The organism is Bradyrhizobium diazoefficiens (genome assembly GCF_016612535.1).
GTDB classification, from domain to species: domain Bacteria; phylum Pseudomonadota; class Alphaproteobacteria; order Rhizobiales; family Xanthobacteraceae; genus Bradyrhizobium; species Bradyrhizobium diazoefficiens_C.
Window position 1 is genome coordinate 3,047,819 of sequence record NZ_JAENXS010000001.1, and the last position, 15,335, is coordinate 3,063,153.

The window sequence follows — 15,335 nt, forward strand, 5'->3', positions numbered from 1 at the left end:
AACTATGTCCCCGTTCCGCCTTAGTCGGTGATGAAGCCGTAAGTGCCGCGGTAGTTGCGTGCCGGCTCGGTCTTGCCGGGCACGCCGTAGATGCGGTTGATGTTGCCGATCAGCTCGGCCTGCGGGTCGGCGGGCGCCGAGAAACCGTCATCCGGCCGCGACAGGTCCTTTTGCGCCACCGCGCGCACGATGTAGGGCGTCACGATGACGACGAGCTCGGTCGTGTTGTTGACGAAGTCGCGGCTGCGGAACAGCGTGCCGAGGATCGGGAGCTGCATCAGGCCTGGCAATCCGCTGATGGCCTGCTTGGTCTGCTGCTGGATCAGGCCGGCCATCGCCATCGCGCCGCCGGAGGGAATTTCCAGCGAGGTCTCGGCGCGGCGGGTCTTGATCGAGGGCACCGTCAGCGAGTTCACCGATGTCGAGGTCACGGCCTGCGACAGCGTGATCGCATTTTCGTTCGATAGCTCCGACACCTCGGTCATCACGCGGAGGCTGATCTTGCCTTCGCTCAGCACCACGGGCGTGAAGTTGAGCGAGATACCGAACTTCTTGAAGCTGATCTGGGTGGTACAGACATGCGTGGTGGGATCGCAGGCATAGCCTGCCGGCACCGGAAATTCGCCGCCGGCGATGAATGTCGCGGACTCACCGGAGATCGCGGTCAGGTTCGGCTCGGCCAGCGTTCGGATCACGCCGGCTGTCTCCATCGCACGCAGGGTCGCCTGTACCGAGGGAGTGGCGCCGAACTTCGTAGTCAGGCTGTTGCCGTCGACGAGATTCTTGCCTAGGGCGGTGAACGGGTTGGAGTTGCTGAAGCTCACCACCGACGTGCCGTAGTTCAGATTTGCAGTAAGGTCGATGCCGAGCTGCTTGACGATGTTGCGCGCGACTTCGGCGACCGTCACCTTCAACATGACCTGGTCGCGGCCGCGGACCACGATCGAGTTCACCACCTTGTCGGCGCCGCCGGCGAGGCGGGCTGCGAGATCGTTGGCCTGCTGCGCTTCGATCGGATTGGCAGCCGTGCCGCTCAGGACGACGCCGTCGCCGAGACCGTCGATCTGGATGTCGGAATTCGGCAGGATCTGCTTCAGCGCCGCGCGCACGCCGTTGAGGTCGCGCTTGACCGCGATGTCATAGGCGGCGATCTGCTGGCCGGCGGAATCGAAGAACACGATGTTGGTCTGGCCGACCGAGGCGCCGATGATGTAGGCGCGCTGGGACGAGCGGACCACCGCATTGGCGATCTTGGGATCGGCGACGAGGACGTCCTTGATGTCGCGCGGCAGGTCGATCACGATCGACTTGCCGACGCCGAGCGAGAGGAAGCGCGCATTCATCTGGCCGTCGGCCGTGACCGGCGTGGCGGGACGGTAATCTGCGGCAATCACGGGCGTCAGCGCGGGGTTCAGTGTCAGCGCGAGAGCGGCCGAGAACGACAGGGCGCGAACCATCGAGGTCCGCATCGTCGCCAGATCTGCCCTGCATTTCATATCGACTGTCCTCATCGTGCCTTCGTCGCCTGGCTCTGAATGCCGTACCGGATGATCGAAACGCCGTCGCTTTTCTGCGCGGATTCATCGAGCGTGATCTCGCTCATTTTGACGTCGGCAATGCTGCGCAGCGCCAGCGACAGCGTTCCAGCCTGCCGGGACGAGGAAAGCTGCCGGGTTTGTGCGGGATTGAGTTCCAAGGTTACAGTCTTGCCGACCACCGAGTTCTGGCCGTCCTTTTCCTTCGGCGCCTGGTCGATGGCCAGCACGCGGACATTGGCCAGGATGATCTCGGACGTGACGATATCGGAGGCGCCGGCGCTCTGGTCCGGGTTCTTGAGGCGGCGCGTGAGCAGCACATCGACGCGATCGTTCGGCAGGATGAAGCCGCCTGCGCCGGTCTCCGGCGAGATTTCGGTGGAGATGGCGCGCATGCCGCTCGGCAGAATGGCGGCCATGAAGCCGGAACCATCGGCCTTGACCAGCTTCTGGTCGCGGATCGGCTCACCCTGGATGAAGGGGGCGCGCGCAATCGAGCCGGTGACCTGGGTTGCGCCATCGGGGCGCTCGCTGCGGCGGATGAAGGTGGAGCTGGCCGTCGCGGTCGGCCAGGTCTGCCACTGCACGTCTTCCGGCTTCACGGTCTGCCCGAGGCCGATGTCGTTCTTGGCGACCAGCACGTCGGTGGTGGGAAGCTGCGCGACCGGAGCCGTTGGAGGCGGCGCAGAGTCCGAGCCGCTCGCCAGATACGCGGCGATACCGCCGGCGCAGATGGCGACCGTCAGGACGACTATGCGTGCCCTATTCATACGCTTCACTTTCCACAATACGCCGCGACGCTGCCGCCGCCGTAATCGGCAGTTGACCAGCTATTCGTCAAAGCATGGTTAATGAGGCGTATCTAAATCGCCTTAACGCCGGGTTGATACCGGGCGTTCAGCGTAATGCGAGGTGAGCGAGGTCGATCGCTCTCACCCAGTCGGTCTCGGGGTAGATCATCAGAGCGCCAATCGCGAGCGCGATGCCGTAGGGAATGCCGCTCTCCTTGGCATGCAGCCGCGCCAGCCAGGCCTGGCCCGCAAGTCCGTAAGGCAACGGCCATTGCCGGAACTGGAGCAGGAGCAGCGTCAGCGCTCCGCCGAACAGCGACGCGTAGAGCAGAAAGTCCATCAATTGCGCGAAGCCGAACCAGAGCGCCACGGACGCTGCGATCTTGGCGTCGCCGCCACCCATCCAACCCATCGCAAAGCAGGTGAACGCCACGACAAGGAGAAGTGTGCCGGCGCCGACATGGCTCAACACCTCGTAAGGTGCCATGCCACCGGCGAAGGCGAGCACGAAGAAGCCCGCGACCAGTGCCAGCGAGACGCGGTTCGAGATCGTCATCGTGAAGAGATCGCTGGCGGCTGCGAACGCCATCAGGGCCGGGAAGAGCATAAGGCGCGCGAGGTCGAGGATCATGGGCTGCGTCTTGAGGCCTGGGTCTGTCGCCGGATCGAGGCGTCGGCGCATGCTAGCCGGCAGTGCTAAACAAACCGACAACGGCCGTGGCAGCCTCGGAACTAGCACCGGATACCGGCGGTCTCACCATATGCTGGCGATGCGCAATGCAAGCGTGACCATGGCGAGCAGCAGCGCAAGGCAGACCCAGTAGGCCGACGCGTCGATATGCGCCGTGTCCGCCTCGTTCGCCGCAACCGCGGCATCGGTTCTTTGCTTACGCAACGCCACTGGAACCCACACTGTCCACAAAAACAAAGGCCCCGGAGGTCCGGGGCTTTTGCGGTCGTCCGTCGGTCGGCTTACTTCAGCGAGGAACTGATCGAACCGAACTTGGTGTTCAGCGTGGAGCCGAGGTTGTTGACGACGGTGATGATGGCCAGCGCGATGCCGGCGGCGATCAGACCGTATTCGATGGCGGTGGCGCCGGATTCATCCTTAGCGAAACGCGCAATCAGGTTCTTCATGAACTAAACTCCATCTGGTTGAGGTCGCCTCGTTCGGCGCTGTATTGACGCGACGACCATGTGAGCCGAGCTCTTTCGGCGAAGTTAATTCGATCAGTCAAACCCGCGCCTTGCGCGATGCTTTTGGCCAGAGTGAATTTCACCTTAAGGCGACCGCTGCAATGCGCCCCAGCTCCGAACGCGCCGTCAACTTCACCCTCCCTTAAATTTCACGGAGTAGGCGTAAGTGGGATCAGCAGCCTGGAAGAGAAGCAATGATGTCGAGCCTGCCCATGCAAGTCGCCCTGATGCTCGGCGAAACCATCGAGAAGGTGATCCCCGTTACTTTCATGCTCGCGGTTGTGTTCACCGTGCTCGAACATTTCTGGGCCTGCAATCCCGGTCCTTCGTGGTGGCGCAAGCGGGAGATCGTGACCGACATCTGCTATTGGTTCTTCGTTCCGGTGTTCGCCCGCACCATGCGGATCGGACTGTTGATCGTCACCGCGGGCATCGTCTTCAACATCCATGGCGCTGACGAGTTGATCGCCTTCTACGACAATGGCCACGGCCCGCTGTCGCAACTGCCGCTTTGGGTGCAGGGCGTGCTGTTCCTGGTGCTGGCCGACTTCATGCTGTACTGGCTGCACCGGCTGTTTCACGGCGGCGGGTTCTGGAAATACCATGCGATCCATCACTCCTCCGAGGAGATCAGCTGGATTTCGGCGGCCCGCTTCCACCCGGTCAATCTGATGCTCGGCACGATCGGCGTCGACGTCGTGCTGTTGATGGCCGGCATTTCGCCGAACGTGATGATCTGGGTCGGCCCGTTCACGACCTTCCACTCGGCGTTCGTGCACGCCAACTTGAACTGGAGCTTCGGGCCTTTCCGATATGTACTGGCGACGCCGGTGTTCCACCGCTGGCACCACACCTCGCTCGAAGAAGGCGGCGACACCAATTTCGCCGGCACCTTCCCGATCTGGGACGTGCTGTTCGGGACCTTCCGCATGCCGAAGAGTGAACTGCCGCAGGATTACGGCAAGGACGAAGCGACCATGCCGAAGGAGATCGCGGGCCAACTCGCCTATCCGTTCCGCCACTAAAGCTTTTTCCGTTCCGATCGAATCGGAACGGAGGCTCCAGATCTTTGTTCTGACGCGTTTTCTTCACGCGAGCCGGTATTCACTTCGCTCGAAAACGCTCCAGGACAGCATCCGGGGTCCCAAAGAGACAAAATGCCGATCCGTTCAAACAATACTTGCCGAATTTGCGGAACGTTCACGAATTGCGGGCAGGTTAACCGGGTCGGGCGCCGGCTCCGCTTCCCGATCGATTCCGCCGGTTTGTGACGTCCCGGGGTAAGAGTATGCGTAAAGAGTTTCTGCGCCGTCATGCGCGCGTCTGTCTCGTGGCTGCGGCTGCCGTGCTGGCTTCGCCATCTATTGGCCTCGCCGAGCCGACCGTCGATACCATCGCGGTCAATGTCGACCAGGCCAAGCTCGTGCGGCTGCCCGGCAAGGTGGCGACGATCGTGGTCGGCAATCCCATGATCGCCGACGTCACGCTCCAGCCCGGCGGGATGATCGTCGTGACCGGCAAAGGCTACGGCGCCACCAACTTCATCGCGCTCGACCGCGGCGGTGAAATCCTGGTCGATCGGCAGATCCAGGTCGAAGGCCCGAGCGACCGGCTGGTCACTGTCTATCGCGGGGTCGAGCGGGAGTCCTATAGCTGCATGCCGCTCTGCCAGCGCCGCGTCACGCTCGGCGACAGCGAGGGCTACTTCAACGCCACGATGGGGCAGGCCGGTTCGCTGAGCAGCAACGCCAGCGGCAACGGCAATGGCGGCGCTGCCGCCAAGACGAACTAGCAAGATCAGCCGAGAGGCCAACGCGCGGGACCTTGCGGTCCTGCGCGACGCTGTCGTGTGCGGCGGGCTTTCGGTTCTTGCTGCGTCCGCGGGCTGGCGTCGGTAACCCGATCTTAATGACTCGGCCCGGCCGGCGCGGATCGCCTGAAACACTTAAACAATCAGTTTCCGCTACTGATCGGAGCAGAGATCGCTGCCGTTGGGGAATTTGACGCGATGCCATCGCCTGCACCTTCATGGTACACGCTCTGGACCGCACCGCACCGATTTCGCGGCAATCGCCGCGGATCCGCAGCGGTCGAGTTCGCGCTGGTCGCGCCGATCTTCTTCGCGCTGCTGTTTGCCATCATCGAGACCGCGCTGGTGTTCTTCTCAGGCCAGGTGCTCGAGACCATCACGCAGAATTCTGCGCGCGTGGTGCTGACCGGCCAGGCGCAGTCGGGTTCGGTGACGGTCTGCGCGGTGGGCGGCGTTGCCACGCCTTGCACGCAAGCGACGTTCAAGAGTTACGTCTGTAGCCAGGTCCCGGCGCTGTTCGACTGCAACAGCCTATACGTCGAGGTCACCAGCTTCTCGTCTTTCTCGGCGGTGACGCTGCCGACCCATCTCGACGCGGCTTGCAATTTCGACACCAACATGAACTACAGCGCGGGCAGTGCCGGCGACATCGTGGTGGTCCGGCTGTTCTATCAGTGGCCGCTGTTCGTGACCGGACTCGGCTACAACATTGGCTGCGGCAGCACCAGCAAGAAGCTGCTCGTGGCCACGGCCGCGTTCAAGAACGAGCCTTACTAAGAGCAACGGATCGGCGGAGCGATGCAGACGATTGCGAAATTCTGGCGGGCGACCCGTTTCTCCGCGTACGAATTCCTTGCTGATGGCACGGGGCTCGCGGCCACCGAATTCGCGGTGATCGTGCCGCTGATGCTGGTGATGTTCTTCGGCACGGTCGAATTCTCGTCGGCTGTGGCGATCGATCGCAAGGTGACACTGATGGCGCGGACGCTGTCGGACCTCACCTCGCAGTCGACGTCGGTCGCCGATACCGACATGACCAATTTCTTCGCTGCCTCGACCGCTATGCTGACGCCATATTCCGCGACGTCGGTGTCGGCAACGATCACCGAACTCTATGTGGATTCGACACAGACGGCGCATGTTCAGTGGAGCAAGGGGGCGGCGCCGCGGACCCAGAAGTCGTTGGTCTCAATTCCAACGACGCTCGCGATCGCCGGCACCTATCTGATCTTCAGCGAGGTCAGCTATATATACACACCATCGGTCGGCCACGTGCTCAAGAGCGCGATCACGCTGAGCGACGTCGCCTATACCCGCCCACGCCAGTCGTTCTGCGTCTACTACAGCCCGGACACGGCCTGCACGACCTACTGAGCGTATCCGCTCTTCGGACATGAAAAAGGCCGTGCATCCCGCACGGCCTTTTCCGTTGTTCAGTGCGCTTGCGTTGATCCGGGCGCGCCCCGCAGGGCGCGCTGGAGATCAGCCTGCGTCGCGGAGGTTGTCGGCAGCCGACTTGCCGGACCGGCGATCGGCGACGATCTCGTAGGAGATCTTCTGGCCTTCGCGCAGCGAGCCAAGGCCGGCACGTTCGACGGCGCTGATGTGTACGAAGACGTCCTGGCCGCCATCGTCGGGCTGGATGAAGCCAAAGCCTTTGGTCGCGTTAAACCACTTCACGGTTCCCATGCTCATGGGGGTAGTTCCTTCTCAGATAACACAATGTAAGAGCCCGCTCGCGCAGGCAGGTTAGATCGAATTTCTGGAAGGGTCGTCAGCGTGTCTGAACCGGCTGTACCGGTGGATGCTAATGTCGTCCGGCCGAAAATCGATTAGCTGATTTTATTGGAAACAAGGCACCAAAACAATCCTGACGCGCACGATTTTTTGATCCGCCGTGATCTCCACGGCGGATCAGCATACAAGTCGGCATTTTACGTTCGCGTTCGCGTGTGGATGGCCTTTAGCGGCGACGGAACTGGCCGCCGCGCTGTCCGGGACGCGGAGGTCCGCCCGCCCCGCTGGGACGTTCGTCCTTGTGACGGAAAATCAGCCGGCCCTTTTCCAGGTCATAGGGCGACATTTCCACCGTCACGCGGTCTCCCGCCAGCGTCTTGATGCGGTTTTTCTTCATCTTGCCGGCGGTGTAGGCAACGATCTCGTGTCCGGCGTCGAGTTGCACGCGGTAGCGTGCGTCGGGGAGGATTTCGGTGACCAGTCCTTCGAACTGGATCAGCTCTTCCTTAGCCATGAATTTCTCCAGGTCGTGGACGGCTAGTGCGAATGGGGTTTGCGGGTCGGTTGGCCATTTGGCCGACTCTCGCGGCGCAAAAAGGCCACGCCTTGTATCCCATCAGGTTTCCCGGCGCTATGCGCAGAACGCTGTTCCGGGCGGTCGGTTGGCGAAGTGTGCATCTTTCCACCGGAGCGACGACGGACAGACCCCTTCGAGGACTTCGGGCCATTACCAGGCCTTCCTTCGACACGCCTTCCGTCAGCATGCCGTGTCTCGCCATTCCGGCCTTCGCCGGGCCGTCCGTCGCCCTGCTTGCCGGCGCTGTGGTGGCGTCCGTCGGCATGCCTTTCGTCGGTACGCCGTCCCTCACCATGCCGTGCGCCCTGCGGACGCTGGCCCGGGCGGCCGCCTGGCCGGCCCTGCCGTTGCTGCTGCGGGGGAGCGCCCGCATCGCGGCGGCCGGCATCGGTGCGGTGATCTTCCCGCGTCAGCGCCACCTTGATCAGCCGCTCGATGTCGCGGAGATAGCTGAGCTCCTCGCCGCCTGCGACCAGCGAGATCGCGGTGCCTTCGGCGCCGGCGCGCGCGGTGCGGCCGATGCGGTGGACATAAGTCTCGGGCACGTTGGGCAGGTCGAAATTGATGACATGGGTGATGCCGTCGACATCGATGCCGCGGGCGGCGATGTCGGTGGCGACCAGCGTGCGGATGTCACCCGAGCGGAACAGGGCGAGCGTGCGCTCGCGGTGGTTCTGCGACTTGTTGCCGTGGATCGCGCTGGCGGCGATGCCGGCCCGCTCAAGCGTCTTCACGACCTTGTCGGCGCCGTGCTTGGTGCGGGTAAAGACCAGCGCGCGGTTGACCTGCTCGTCCTTCAGAAGCTTGGTCAGGAAGGCGGGCTTGGCGGCGAAGTCGACCTGGATGATGCGCTGGTTGATGCGCTCGGCGGTCGAGGCGACCGGGGTCACTGCGACGCGCGCGGGGTCGCGCAGCATCGAGTCGGCGAGCTCGGCGATGTCCTTTGGCATGGTGGCCGAGAAGAACAGCGTCTGACGCTTGATCGGCAGCTTGGCGACGATTTTGCGGATGTCGTTGATGAAGCCCATGTCGAGCATGCGGTCGGCTTCGTCGAGCACGAGGAATTCGACGCTTCCGAGCTTCAGCCCGTTGCTCTGCACGAGGTCGAGCAGCCGGCCGGGGGTGGCGACCAGAACCTCGACGCCCTGCATCAATGAGCGGACCTGGCGGCCCATCGGCACGCCGCCGATGGCCAGCGTCGAGCTCAGGCGGAGGTGGCGGCCATACGCGTTGAAGCTGTCGAGGATCTGCCCCGAAAGCTCGCGGGTGGGCGACAGCACCAGCACACGGCAGGTCTTGGGCTGCAGCTTGATCCGGTGCTCGAGCAGGCGGTGCAGGATCGGCAGCGCGAAGGACGCGGTCTTGCCGGTACCGGTTTGGGCGATGCCGACGACGTCCCGGCCGGTCAATGCCAGCGGAATGGTTTGGGCCTGGATGGGGGTGGGGGTGACGTAGTTCTCTTCGGCGAGGGCACGCGCGATGGGTTCGGCAAGGCCGAAGTCCTGAAAGGAAGTCAAAAGAGGGCTCTTTTCATGTCAAAAGCGGGCGCCCGGCGCAGTCAGCGGGGCACGCGCAAAGGGGTGTCGAGAAGACACCTGCGTGTTTGGGGTGTCGGATGGCTTGGGAGATATGGGGCAAGCCAGACGCCCATACGGGCTTAAGAACACGCGGCTCGCAACGACCGCTCGATTCGCAAACGATCTCTCCTCCATATGGAACATTGACGCGGCGCTTTCAAGGCAGGCGTTTATCTGGCGTCGATTGCGGTGCAAAAATAGTTATGCCGGAATTTTAGCCAGAGGCGGCGGCTTGCTCATAAAATAATCTGCCTGCCGCAGAAGCGTACATTTTATCTGCTCAAATTTTGAGCAAAGACGCTGCGCCGAAAGTTTGATTGCGATAAAATTATCTAGATTGATCAATCGCTTGGCAGGTGTCCGGCCCATGGCATGGTTCTTGCGATTCCGTTAATCGCAGGCGGCCGTGGGGCCGTTTCGCAGCGTCTTTTCACGTCTGCGTCAGGGAGATGATACATCCATGCTTAACAAATCCATTCACGATATAGCGGCGTCATTTAGCCGCCGTGGCGTTCTCGTCGCGACCGCCGGACTGATGCTCGGCCTGGCTTCCATTTCCGGCGTGAAGGCCGCGGACGACACCATCAAGGTCGGGGTCCTTCATTCTCTCTCCGGCACCATGGCCATCAGCGAAACCACGCTGAAGGACACCATCCTCTTCCTGATCGACGAGCAGAACAAGAAGGGCGGCGTGCTCGGCAAGAAGCTCGAGGCCGTCGTCGTCGACCCCGCTTCGAACTGGCCGCTGTTCGCCGAGAAGGCGCGCGAGTTGATCACCAAGGACAAGGTTGCCGTCGTGTTCGGCTGCTGGACCTCGGTGTCGCGCAAGTCCGTGCTCCCCGTCTTCAAGGAACTGAACAACATCCTGTTCTACCCCGTGCAGTACGAGGGTGAGGAGAGCGAGCGCAACGTGTTCTACACGGGTGCTGCGCCGAACCAGCAGGCGATCCCCGCTGTCGACTATTTGATGAAGGACGAGAAGGTGAAGCGCTGGGTGCTTGCGGGCACCGACTACGTCTATCCGCGCACCACCAACAAGATCCTGGAGGCCTATTTGAAGTCCAAGGGTGTCGCCCAGGAAGACATCATGATCAACTACACGCCGTTCGGTCACTCCGACTGGCAGACGATCGTGGCCGACATCAAGAAGTTCGGCTCGGCCGGCAAGAAGACGGCGGTGGTCTCGACCATCAACGGCGACGCCAACGTTCCCTTTTACAAGGAGCTCGGCAACCAGGGCATCAAGGCGAAGGACATCCCGGTGGTCGCGTTCTCGGTGGGTGAGGAAGAGCTCGCCGGCCTCGACACCAAGCCGCTGGTCGGCCATCTCGCCGCCTGGAACTACTTCGAGTCGATCAAGACCCCTGCGAACGAGAAGTTCATCAAGGATTGGCAGGCCTACACCAAGAACCCGAAGCGTACGACCAACGACCCGATGGAAGCGCACGTGATCGGCTTCAACATGTGGGTGAAGGCGGTCGAGAAGGCGAAGTCGATCGATCCGGACAAGGTGATCGACGCGCTTCCCGGCATCGAGACGCCAAACTTGACCGGCGGCGTGGCCAAGATGCTGCCGAACCATCACATCACGAAGCCGGTGTTCATCGGCGAGATCAAGGCGAACGGCCAGTTCGACGTGGTCTGGAAGACGCCGAGCCTGGTTGCGGGCGACGCCTGGTCGAAGGAGCTCGACGGCTCCAAGGACTTGATCGGCGACTGGGTCGGCAAGAAGTGCGGCAACTTCAACACCAAGACCAACAAATGCCTCGGCTCCGGCTCCTGATCCGGATCTGACGTTCGACTGCACGATGGGAGAAGACGGCTATTCCGCCGCCTTCTCCCCACTTCTGCCGGGGTGATTCACAGTGCCAGCCAATTTATCCGCCCGTTTCTGCACCTTTGTACTCTCGCTATTCCTGATTGCGTTCGCGCTGCCGGCCTTTGCCGGTCCGTTCGAGGATGCGGTCGCCAAATTCGCCACCGACGATTATTCCGATACGGAAGAGGCGATCGGCGTGGTCGCAAGCAGCGGCAATCCGCTGGCTTTTCCGATCATCAGCGCGCTGCAGGACGGCCGCCTGATGGCCGATCCGGACAGCAAGAAGGTTTACGTCACCGGCACCGACGGCAAATCGGTCGACGCCGCGACCGGCCAGCCGGTCGCCAGCGTGCCGGACAGCGCCAGCGCCGTCCGCCTCAACAACCGCCTGCGCCGCAGCGTCGATGCCGCGATCGGCAGCCTGACGCTGCAATCGCCCGATCTCGGAGCGCGGCTCCAGGCCGCGCAATCCGTCTTCAAGTCGCACGAGGAAACCGCGCTCGCGCCCGTCGAAAGCGCGCTCGCCAAGGAAACCAACAGATCGGTCAAAACCGCGCTCGGTGAGGCGCGCGCGGCGATCCTGCTGTTCAAATCCGACGCCACCGAAGTGCAGAAGCTCGAGGCCGTCGCCACTATCCGGGTGCGCGGCGACCAGGAAGCGCTGGCGCTGCTGTCCGACATCGGCACCGATCAGCCGGCCTCCGTCACCAAGGCCGCGGCGAGCGCCATCGGTTCGATCCAGAGCTCGCTCGCGGTCTGGTCCACGGTGCAGAATGCCTGGTACGGCCTGTCGCTCGGCTCGGTGCTGCTGCTCGCTGCAATCGGGCTCGCCATCACCTTCGGCGTGATGGGCGTCATCAACATGGCCCATGGCGAGATGGTGATGATCGGGGCCTACACGACCTTCGTGGTGCAGGAGGTGATCCGCACCCGTTATCCCGCTCTGTTCGATTATTCGCTGCTGATCGCCGTGCCGCTCGCCTTCCTCGTCGCCGGCGCCATCGGCGTGCTGATCGAGCGCAGCATCATCCGCTTCCTCTACGGCCGCCCGCTGGAGACGCTGCTCGCGACCTGGGGTCTGTCGCTGGTGCTGCAGCAGGCGGTTCGCACCATGTTCGGTCCGACCAACCGCGAGGTCGGCAACCCCTCCTGGATGAGCGGCGCGTTCGAGCTCGGCCAGATCACCATCACCTATAACCGGCTCTGGATCCTCGTCTTCACCCTTGCGGTGTTCGCGATCCTGCTCGCCATGCTGCGCTACACCGCACTCGGCCTCGAGATGCGCGCGGTGACACAGAACCGCCGCATGGCGGCGTCCATGGGCATCGCCACCTCGCGCGTCGACGCGCTGACCTTCGGGCTCGGCTCGGGCATCGCCGGCATCGCCGGCGTGGCGCTGTCGCAGATCGACAATGTTAGCCCCAATCTCGGCCAGAGCTACATCATCGACAGCTTCATGGTCGTGGTGTTCGGCGGCGTCGGCAATCTCTGGGGCACTCTCGTCGGCGCCTTCACGCTCGGCATCGCCAACAAGTTCCTCGAGCCGGTCGCCGGCGCCGTGCTCGGCAAGATCGCCATCCTGGTTCTGATCATCCTGTTCATTCAAAAGCGGCCGCGCGGCCTGTTCGCGCTCAAAGGCCGTGCGGTGGAAGCATGACCCCTCACATGCTGACGCGGTCGCTGGACCGCGGCGCGATGATCTTTCTCGCCGTCGTCGCGGCCTGCGGAATCCTGATCCCGCTCTCCAACCTGCTGCTGCCGGCGGGCTCGTTCCTGCAGGTGCCGACCTATCTCGTTGCGCTCTGGGGCAAATATGTCTGCTACGCCATCCTGGCACTTTCGATCGACTTGATCTGGGGCTATTGCGGCATCCTCTCGCTCGGCCACGGCGCCTTCTTTGCGCTCGGCGGCTACGCCATGGGCATGTACCTGATGCGGCAGATCGGCACCCGCGGCGTCTACGGCAATCCGATCCTGCCGGACTTCATGGTGTTCCTGAACTACTCGAAACTGCCGTGGTACTGGCACGGCTTCGACATGTTCTGGTTCGCGGCGCTGATGGTCCTATTCGTGCCGGGCCTGCTCGCCTTCTGCTTCGGCTGGCTCGCGTTCCGCTCCCGCGTCACCGGCGTGTACCTGTCGATCATCACGCAGGCGATGACCTATGCCCTGCTGCTCGCCTTCTTCCGCAACGATTTCGGCTTCGGCGGCAACAACGGCCTGACCGACTTCAAGGATATCCTGGGCTTCAATGTGCAGGCCGAAGGCACCCGCGGCGCCCTGTTCATGCTGAGCTGTCTCGGCCTGATCGTCAGCTTCCTGATCTGTCGCGCGGTCGTGTCCTCCAAGCTCGGCAAAGTGTTGGTCGCGATCCGCGATGCGGAATCACGCAGCCGCTTCCTCGGCTACCGCGTCGAATCGTATAAGCTGTTCGTGTTCACGCTGTCGGCCTGCATGGCGGGCGTCGCCGGTGCGCTCTATGTGCCGCAGGTCGGCATCATCAACCCATCCGAATTTGCGCCGGGCAACTCGATCGAGGCCGTGATCTGGGTTGCGGTCGGCGGCCGAGGCACGCTGGTCGGCGCGGCGCTCGGCGCCGTCGTCGTCAATTACGCTAAGACGGTCTTCACCTCCGGCGCGCTCGCGCCCTACTGGCTGTTCATGCTGGGCGCGATGTTCATCCTGGTGACGCTGCTGTTGCCGAAGGGCATCGTCGGGACGTTCAACGCGTGGCGGGACTCGTCGAAAGAGAGGCGCCCGGCCGCGACCACTGCAAGTGCGGCGGCCGAGGACGGCGTCACCGAACCGAAAATGGCGGAGTAGGCGCAATGAGCGTGATGGATACCCGCGCGACCTCCGCGATGCTCTACCTCGACGGCGTGCACGTCTCATTCGACGGCTTCCACGCCATCAACAATCTGTCGCTGACGCTCGCGCCCGGCGAGATGCGCGCCATCATCGGCCCGAACGGCGCCGGCAAGACCACGATGATGGACATCATCACCGGCAAGACCAAGCCCGACGAGGGAACGGTGCTGTTCGACGGCGTCACCGACCTGACGCGGCTGGACGAGACCCGCATCGCCGAGCTCGGCATCGGCCGCAAATTCCAGAAGCCGACCGTGTTCGAGAGCCAGACCGTGCAGGACAATCTGCTGCTGGCGCTCAATGTCGATCACAGCGTCAAGGGCACGTTGTTTTGGCGCGGCAGCAGGGCGGAGTCGGAGCGCATCGAGAAGGTGCTGGAGACGATCCGCCTCACCGACGCCCGTAACCGCCTCGCCGGCAGCCTCAGTCACGGCCAGAAGCAATGGCTGGAGATCGGCATGCTGCTCGCGCAGGACCCGAAGCTGCTCCTGGTCGACGAGCCCGTCGCAGGGATGACCGACGTCGAGACGCATCTCACCGCCGAGCTGCTCAAGGAGATCAACAAGACCCACACCGTCATGGTGGTCGAGCACGACATGACGTTCGTGCGCGAGCTCGGGGTCAAGGTCACCTGCCTGCATGAAGGCACGGTGCTGGCGGAAGGAACCATCGACCAGGTCTCGTCCAACGAGCGGGTCATCGAAGTCTATCTGGGACGCTGAGCGATGCTTGAGGTCAAGGACATCAACCTGTTCTACGGCGCGGCGCAGGCTTTGCGCGGCGTCTCGATCGCGGCCGAGCCGGGCAAGGTCACCTGTGTGCTCGGGCGCAACGGCGTCGGCAAGACCTCGCTGTTGCGCGCCATGGTCGGGCAGTATCCCATCTCCTCGGGTGCGATCGTGTTCGACGGCAGCGACATCACGGGGCTCAAGCCTTATGAGCGCGCGCGCAAGGGCGTCGGCTTCGTGCCGCAAGGCCGCGAGATCTTTCCGCTCCTGACGGTCGAAGAAAACCTCAAGACCGGCTTCGGGCCGCTCAAGCGCGAGGACAGGCACATTCCGGACGACGTGTTCTCGCTATTCCCGGTGCTGCAATCCATGCTCGGCCGGCGCGGCGGCGACCTCTCCGGCGGCCAGCAGCAGCAGCTCGCGATCGGGCGCGCGCTGGTGATGCGGCCGAAATTGCTGCTGCTCGACGAGCCGACCGAGGGCATCCAGCCGTCGATCATCAAGGACATCGGCCGTGCCATCTCTTATCTGCGCAATCTCGGCAACATCGCCATTGTGCTGGTCGAACAATATCTCGACTTTGCCTGCGAACTCGGCGACAGTTTTGCGGTGATGGATCGCGGCGCGGTGAAATTCACCTGCGACCGTACCAATCTCGACGCGAGCGAAATCAGCCGCCAGATGGCGCTCTAAGCG

At 63.1% G+C, this 15,335-nt stretch carries 17 protein-coding genes; 9 read left to right on the forward strand and 8 right to left on the reverse strand.

The features are described from left to right. Window positions 1–20 precede the first annotated feature (20 nt). From JJE66_RS14410 to JJE66_RS14430, 5 genes are all read right to left on the reverse strand, one after another. Window positions 21–1,496 (reverse strand): type II and III secretion system protein family protein, encoded by a 1,476-nt coding sequence (locus tag JJE66_RS14410; RefSeq protein ID WP_200514898.1) that lies wholly within the window; start codon window positions 1,494–1,496, stop codon window positions 21–23. 11 nt (window positions 1,497–1,507) lie between these two features. After that, window positions 1,508–2,305 carry a Flp pilus assembly protein CpaB gene (cpaB, locus tag JJE66_RS14415; protein ID WP_200514899.1) on the reverse strand — a complete coding sequence of 266 codons (798 nt, stop codon included), beginning with the start codon at window positions 2,303–2,305 and terminating at the stop codon, window positions 1,508–1,510. Between the two features lie 127 nt (window positions 2,306–2,432). Then, window positions 2,433–2,957, reverse strand: coding sequence for a prepilin peptidase (locus JJE66_RS14420; protein ID WP_200514900.1), 525 nt, complete (start codon window positions 2,955–2,957; stop codon window positions 2,433–2,435). A gap of 123 nt (window positions 2,958–3,080) precedes the next feature. After that, a complete protein-coding gene (locus JJE66_RS14425; RefSeq protein WP_200515408.1) occupies window positions 3,081–3,221 on the reverse strand; it encodes a hypothetical protein in 141 nt (46 codons plus the stop codon). Between the two features lie 77 nt (window positions 3,222–3,298). Continuing rightward, window positions 3,299–3,463 carry a Flp family type IVb pilin gene (locus JJE66_RS14430; RefSeq protein ID WP_018646598.1) on the reverse strand — a complete coding sequence of 55 codons (165 nt, stop codon included), beginning with the start codon at window positions 3,461–3,463 and terminating at the stop codon, window positions 3,299–3,301. Between the two features lie 257 nt (window positions 3,464–3,720). Between JJE66_RS14430 and JJE66_RS14435 the strand changes: the two genes are divergently transcribed. From JJE66_RS14435 to JJE66_RS14450, 4 genes are all read left to right on the forward strand, one after another. Continuing rightward, on the forward strand, window positions 3,721–4,548 hold the full coding sequence (locus tag JJE66_RS14435; protein ID WP_200514901.1) for a sterol desaturase family protein: 828 nt from the start codon (window positions 3,721–3,723) through the stop codon (window positions 4,546–4,548). 263 nt (window positions 4,549–4,811) lie between these two features. Further along, complete coding sequence (locus JJE66_RS14440) at window positions 4,812–5,315, forward strand: pilus assembly protein N-terminal domain-containing protein (RefSeq protein ID WP_200514902.1); 504 nt, start codon at window positions 4,812–4,814, stop codon at window positions 5,313–5,315. A 216-nt stretch (window positions 5,316–5,531) separates the two neighbouring features. Continuing rightward, the gene (locus tag JJE66_RS14445; protein WP_200514903.1) at window positions 5,532–6,110 is read left to right on the forward strand and encodes a TadE/TadG family type IV pilus assembly protein; all 579 of its coding nucleotides are present in this window, start codon (window positions 5,532–5,534) and stop codon (window positions 6,108–6,110) included. Between the two features lie 21 nt (window positions 6,111–6,131). Next, window positions 6,132–6,707 carry a TadE/TadG family type IV pilus assembly protein gene (locus tag JJE66_RS14450; protein WP_200514904.1) on the forward strand — a complete coding sequence of 192 codons (576 nt, stop codon included), beginning with the start codon at window positions 6,132–6,134 and terminating at the stop codon, window positions 6,705–6,707. 108 nt (window positions 6,708–6,815) lie between these two features. Here the strand turns inward: JJE66_RS14450 and JJE66_RS14455 are convergent, their stop codons facing one another. From JJE66_RS14455 to JJE66_RS14465, 3 genes are all read right to left on the reverse strand, one after another. Next, complete coding sequence (locus JJE66_RS14455; RefSeq protein ID WP_027530211.1) at window positions 6,816–7,028, reverse strand: cold-shock protein; 213 nt, start codon at window positions 7,026–7,028, stop codon at window positions 6,816–6,818. A gap of 268 nt (window positions 7,029–7,296) precedes the next feature. Further along, window positions 7,297–7,584: a translation initiation factor IF-1 gene (gene infA / locus JJE66_RS14460; protein ID WP_148755275.1), complete on the reverse strand. Its 288-nt coding sequence runs from the start codon at window positions 7,582–7,584 to the stop codon at window positions 7,297–7,299. A 23-nt stretch (window positions 7,585–7,607) separates the two neighbouring features. Next, window positions 7,608–9,164, reverse strand: coding sequence for a DEAD/DEAH box helicase (locus tag JJE66_RS14465; protein WP_200514905.1), 1,557 nt, complete (start codon window positions 9,162–9,164; stop codon window positions 7,608–7,610). Between the two features lie 520 nt (window positions 9,165–9,684). Here JJE66_RS14465 and urtA point away from each other — a divergent pair. The 5 genes from urtA to urtE all read left to right on the forward strand — a co-directional run bounded on the left by urtA (window position 9,685) and on the right by urtE (window position 15,332). Further along, on the forward strand, window positions 9,685–11,007 hold the full coding sequence (urtA, locus tag JJE66_RS14470) for an urea ABC transporter substrate-binding protein (RefSeq protein ID WP_200514906.1): 1,323 nt from the start codon (window positions 9,685–9,687) through the stop codon (window positions 11,005–11,007). 82 nt (window positions 11,008–11,089) lie between these two features. Beyond that, window positions 11,090–12,700: an urea ABC transporter permease subunit UrtB gene (gene urtB, locus JJE66_RS14475; protein ID WP_200514907.1), complete on the forward strand. Its 1,611-nt coding sequence runs from the start codon at window positions 11,090–11,092 to the stop codon at window positions 12,698–12,700. After that, complete coding sequence (gene urtC / locus JJE66_RS14480; protein ID WP_200514908.1) at window positions 12,697–13,866, forward strand: urea ABC transporter permease subunit UrtC; 1,170 nt, start codon at window positions 12,697–12,699, stop codon at window positions 13,864–13,866. The genes urtB and urtC overlap by 4 nt, the downstream gene beginning before the upstream one ends. Before the next feature lie 5 nt (window positions 13,867–13,871). Next, the gene (urtD, locus tag JJE66_RS14485; RefSeq protein ID WP_200514909.1) at window positions 13,872–14,633 is read left to right on the forward strand and encodes an urea ABC transporter ATP-binding protein UrtD; all 762 of its coding nucleotides are present in this window, start codon (window positions 13,872–13,874) and stop codon (window positions 14,631–14,633) included. Between the two features lie 3 nt (window positions 14,634–14,636). After that, the gene (gene urtE / locus JJE66_RS14490; RefSeq protein WP_200514910.1) at window positions 14,637–15,332 is read left to right on the forward strand and encodes an urea ABC transporter ATP-binding subunit UrtE; all 696 of its coding nucleotides are present in this window, start codon (window positions 14,637–14,639) and stop codon (window positions 15,330–15,332) included. Window positions 15,333–15,335: the final 3 nt, after the last annotated feature.

Coding starts and splice junctions, on each gene's coding strand:
- JJE66_RS14410 (WP_200514898.1), bottom strand. CDS start 1,496: ATGAAATGCAGGGCAGATCTGGCGACGATGCGGACCTCGATGGTTCGC.
- JJE66_RS14420 (WP_200514900.1), bottom strand. CDS start 2,957: ATGATCCTCGACCTCGCGCGCCTTATGCTCTTCCCGGCCCTGATGGCG.
- infA (WP_148755275.1), bottom strand. CDS start 7,584: ATGGCTAAGGAAGAGCTGATCCAGTTCGAAGGACTGGTCACCGAAATC.
- urtE (WP_200514910.1), top strand. CDS start 14,637: ATGCTTGAGGTCAAGGACATCAACCTGTTCTACGGCGCGGCGCAGGCT.
- JJE66_RS14445 (WP_200514903.1), top strand. CDS start 5,532: ATGCCATCGCCTGCACCTTCATGGTACACGCTCTGGACCGCACCGCAC.
- JJE66_RS14430 (WP_018646598.1), bottom strand. CDS start 3,463: ATGAAGAACCTGATTGCGCGTTTCGCTAAGGATGAATCCGGCGCCACC.
- JJE66_RS14455 (WP_027530211.1), bottom strand. CDS start 7,028: ATGAGCATGGGAACCGTGAAGTGGTTTAACGCGACCAAAGGCTTTGGC.
- JJE66_RS14435 (WP_200514901.1), top strand. CDS start 3,721: ATGTCGAGCCTGCCCATGCAAGTCGCCCTGATGCTCGGCGAAACCATC.
- urtA (WP_200514906.1), top strand. CDS start 9,685: ATGCTTAACAAATCCATTCACGATATAGCGGCGTCATTTAGCCGCCGT.
- JJE66_RS14440 (WP_200514902.1), top strand. CDS start 4,812: ATGCGTAAAGAGTTTCTGCGCCGTCATGCGCGCGTCTGTCTCGTGGCT.
- urtC (WP_200514908.1), top strand. CDS start 12,697: ATGACCCCTCACATGCTGACGCGGTCGCTGGACCGCGGCGCGATGATC.
- cpaB (WP_200514899.1), bottom strand. CDS start 2,305: ATGAATAGGGCACGCATAGTCGTCCTGACGGTCGCCATCTGCGCCGGC.
- urtD (WP_200514909.1), top strand. CDS start 13,872: ATGAGCGTGATGGATACCCGCGCGACCTCCGCGATGCTCTACCTCGAC.
- JJE66_RS14450 (WP_200514904.1), top strand. CDS start 6,132: ATGCAGACGATTGCGAAATTCTGGCGGGCGACCCGTTTCTCCGCGTAC.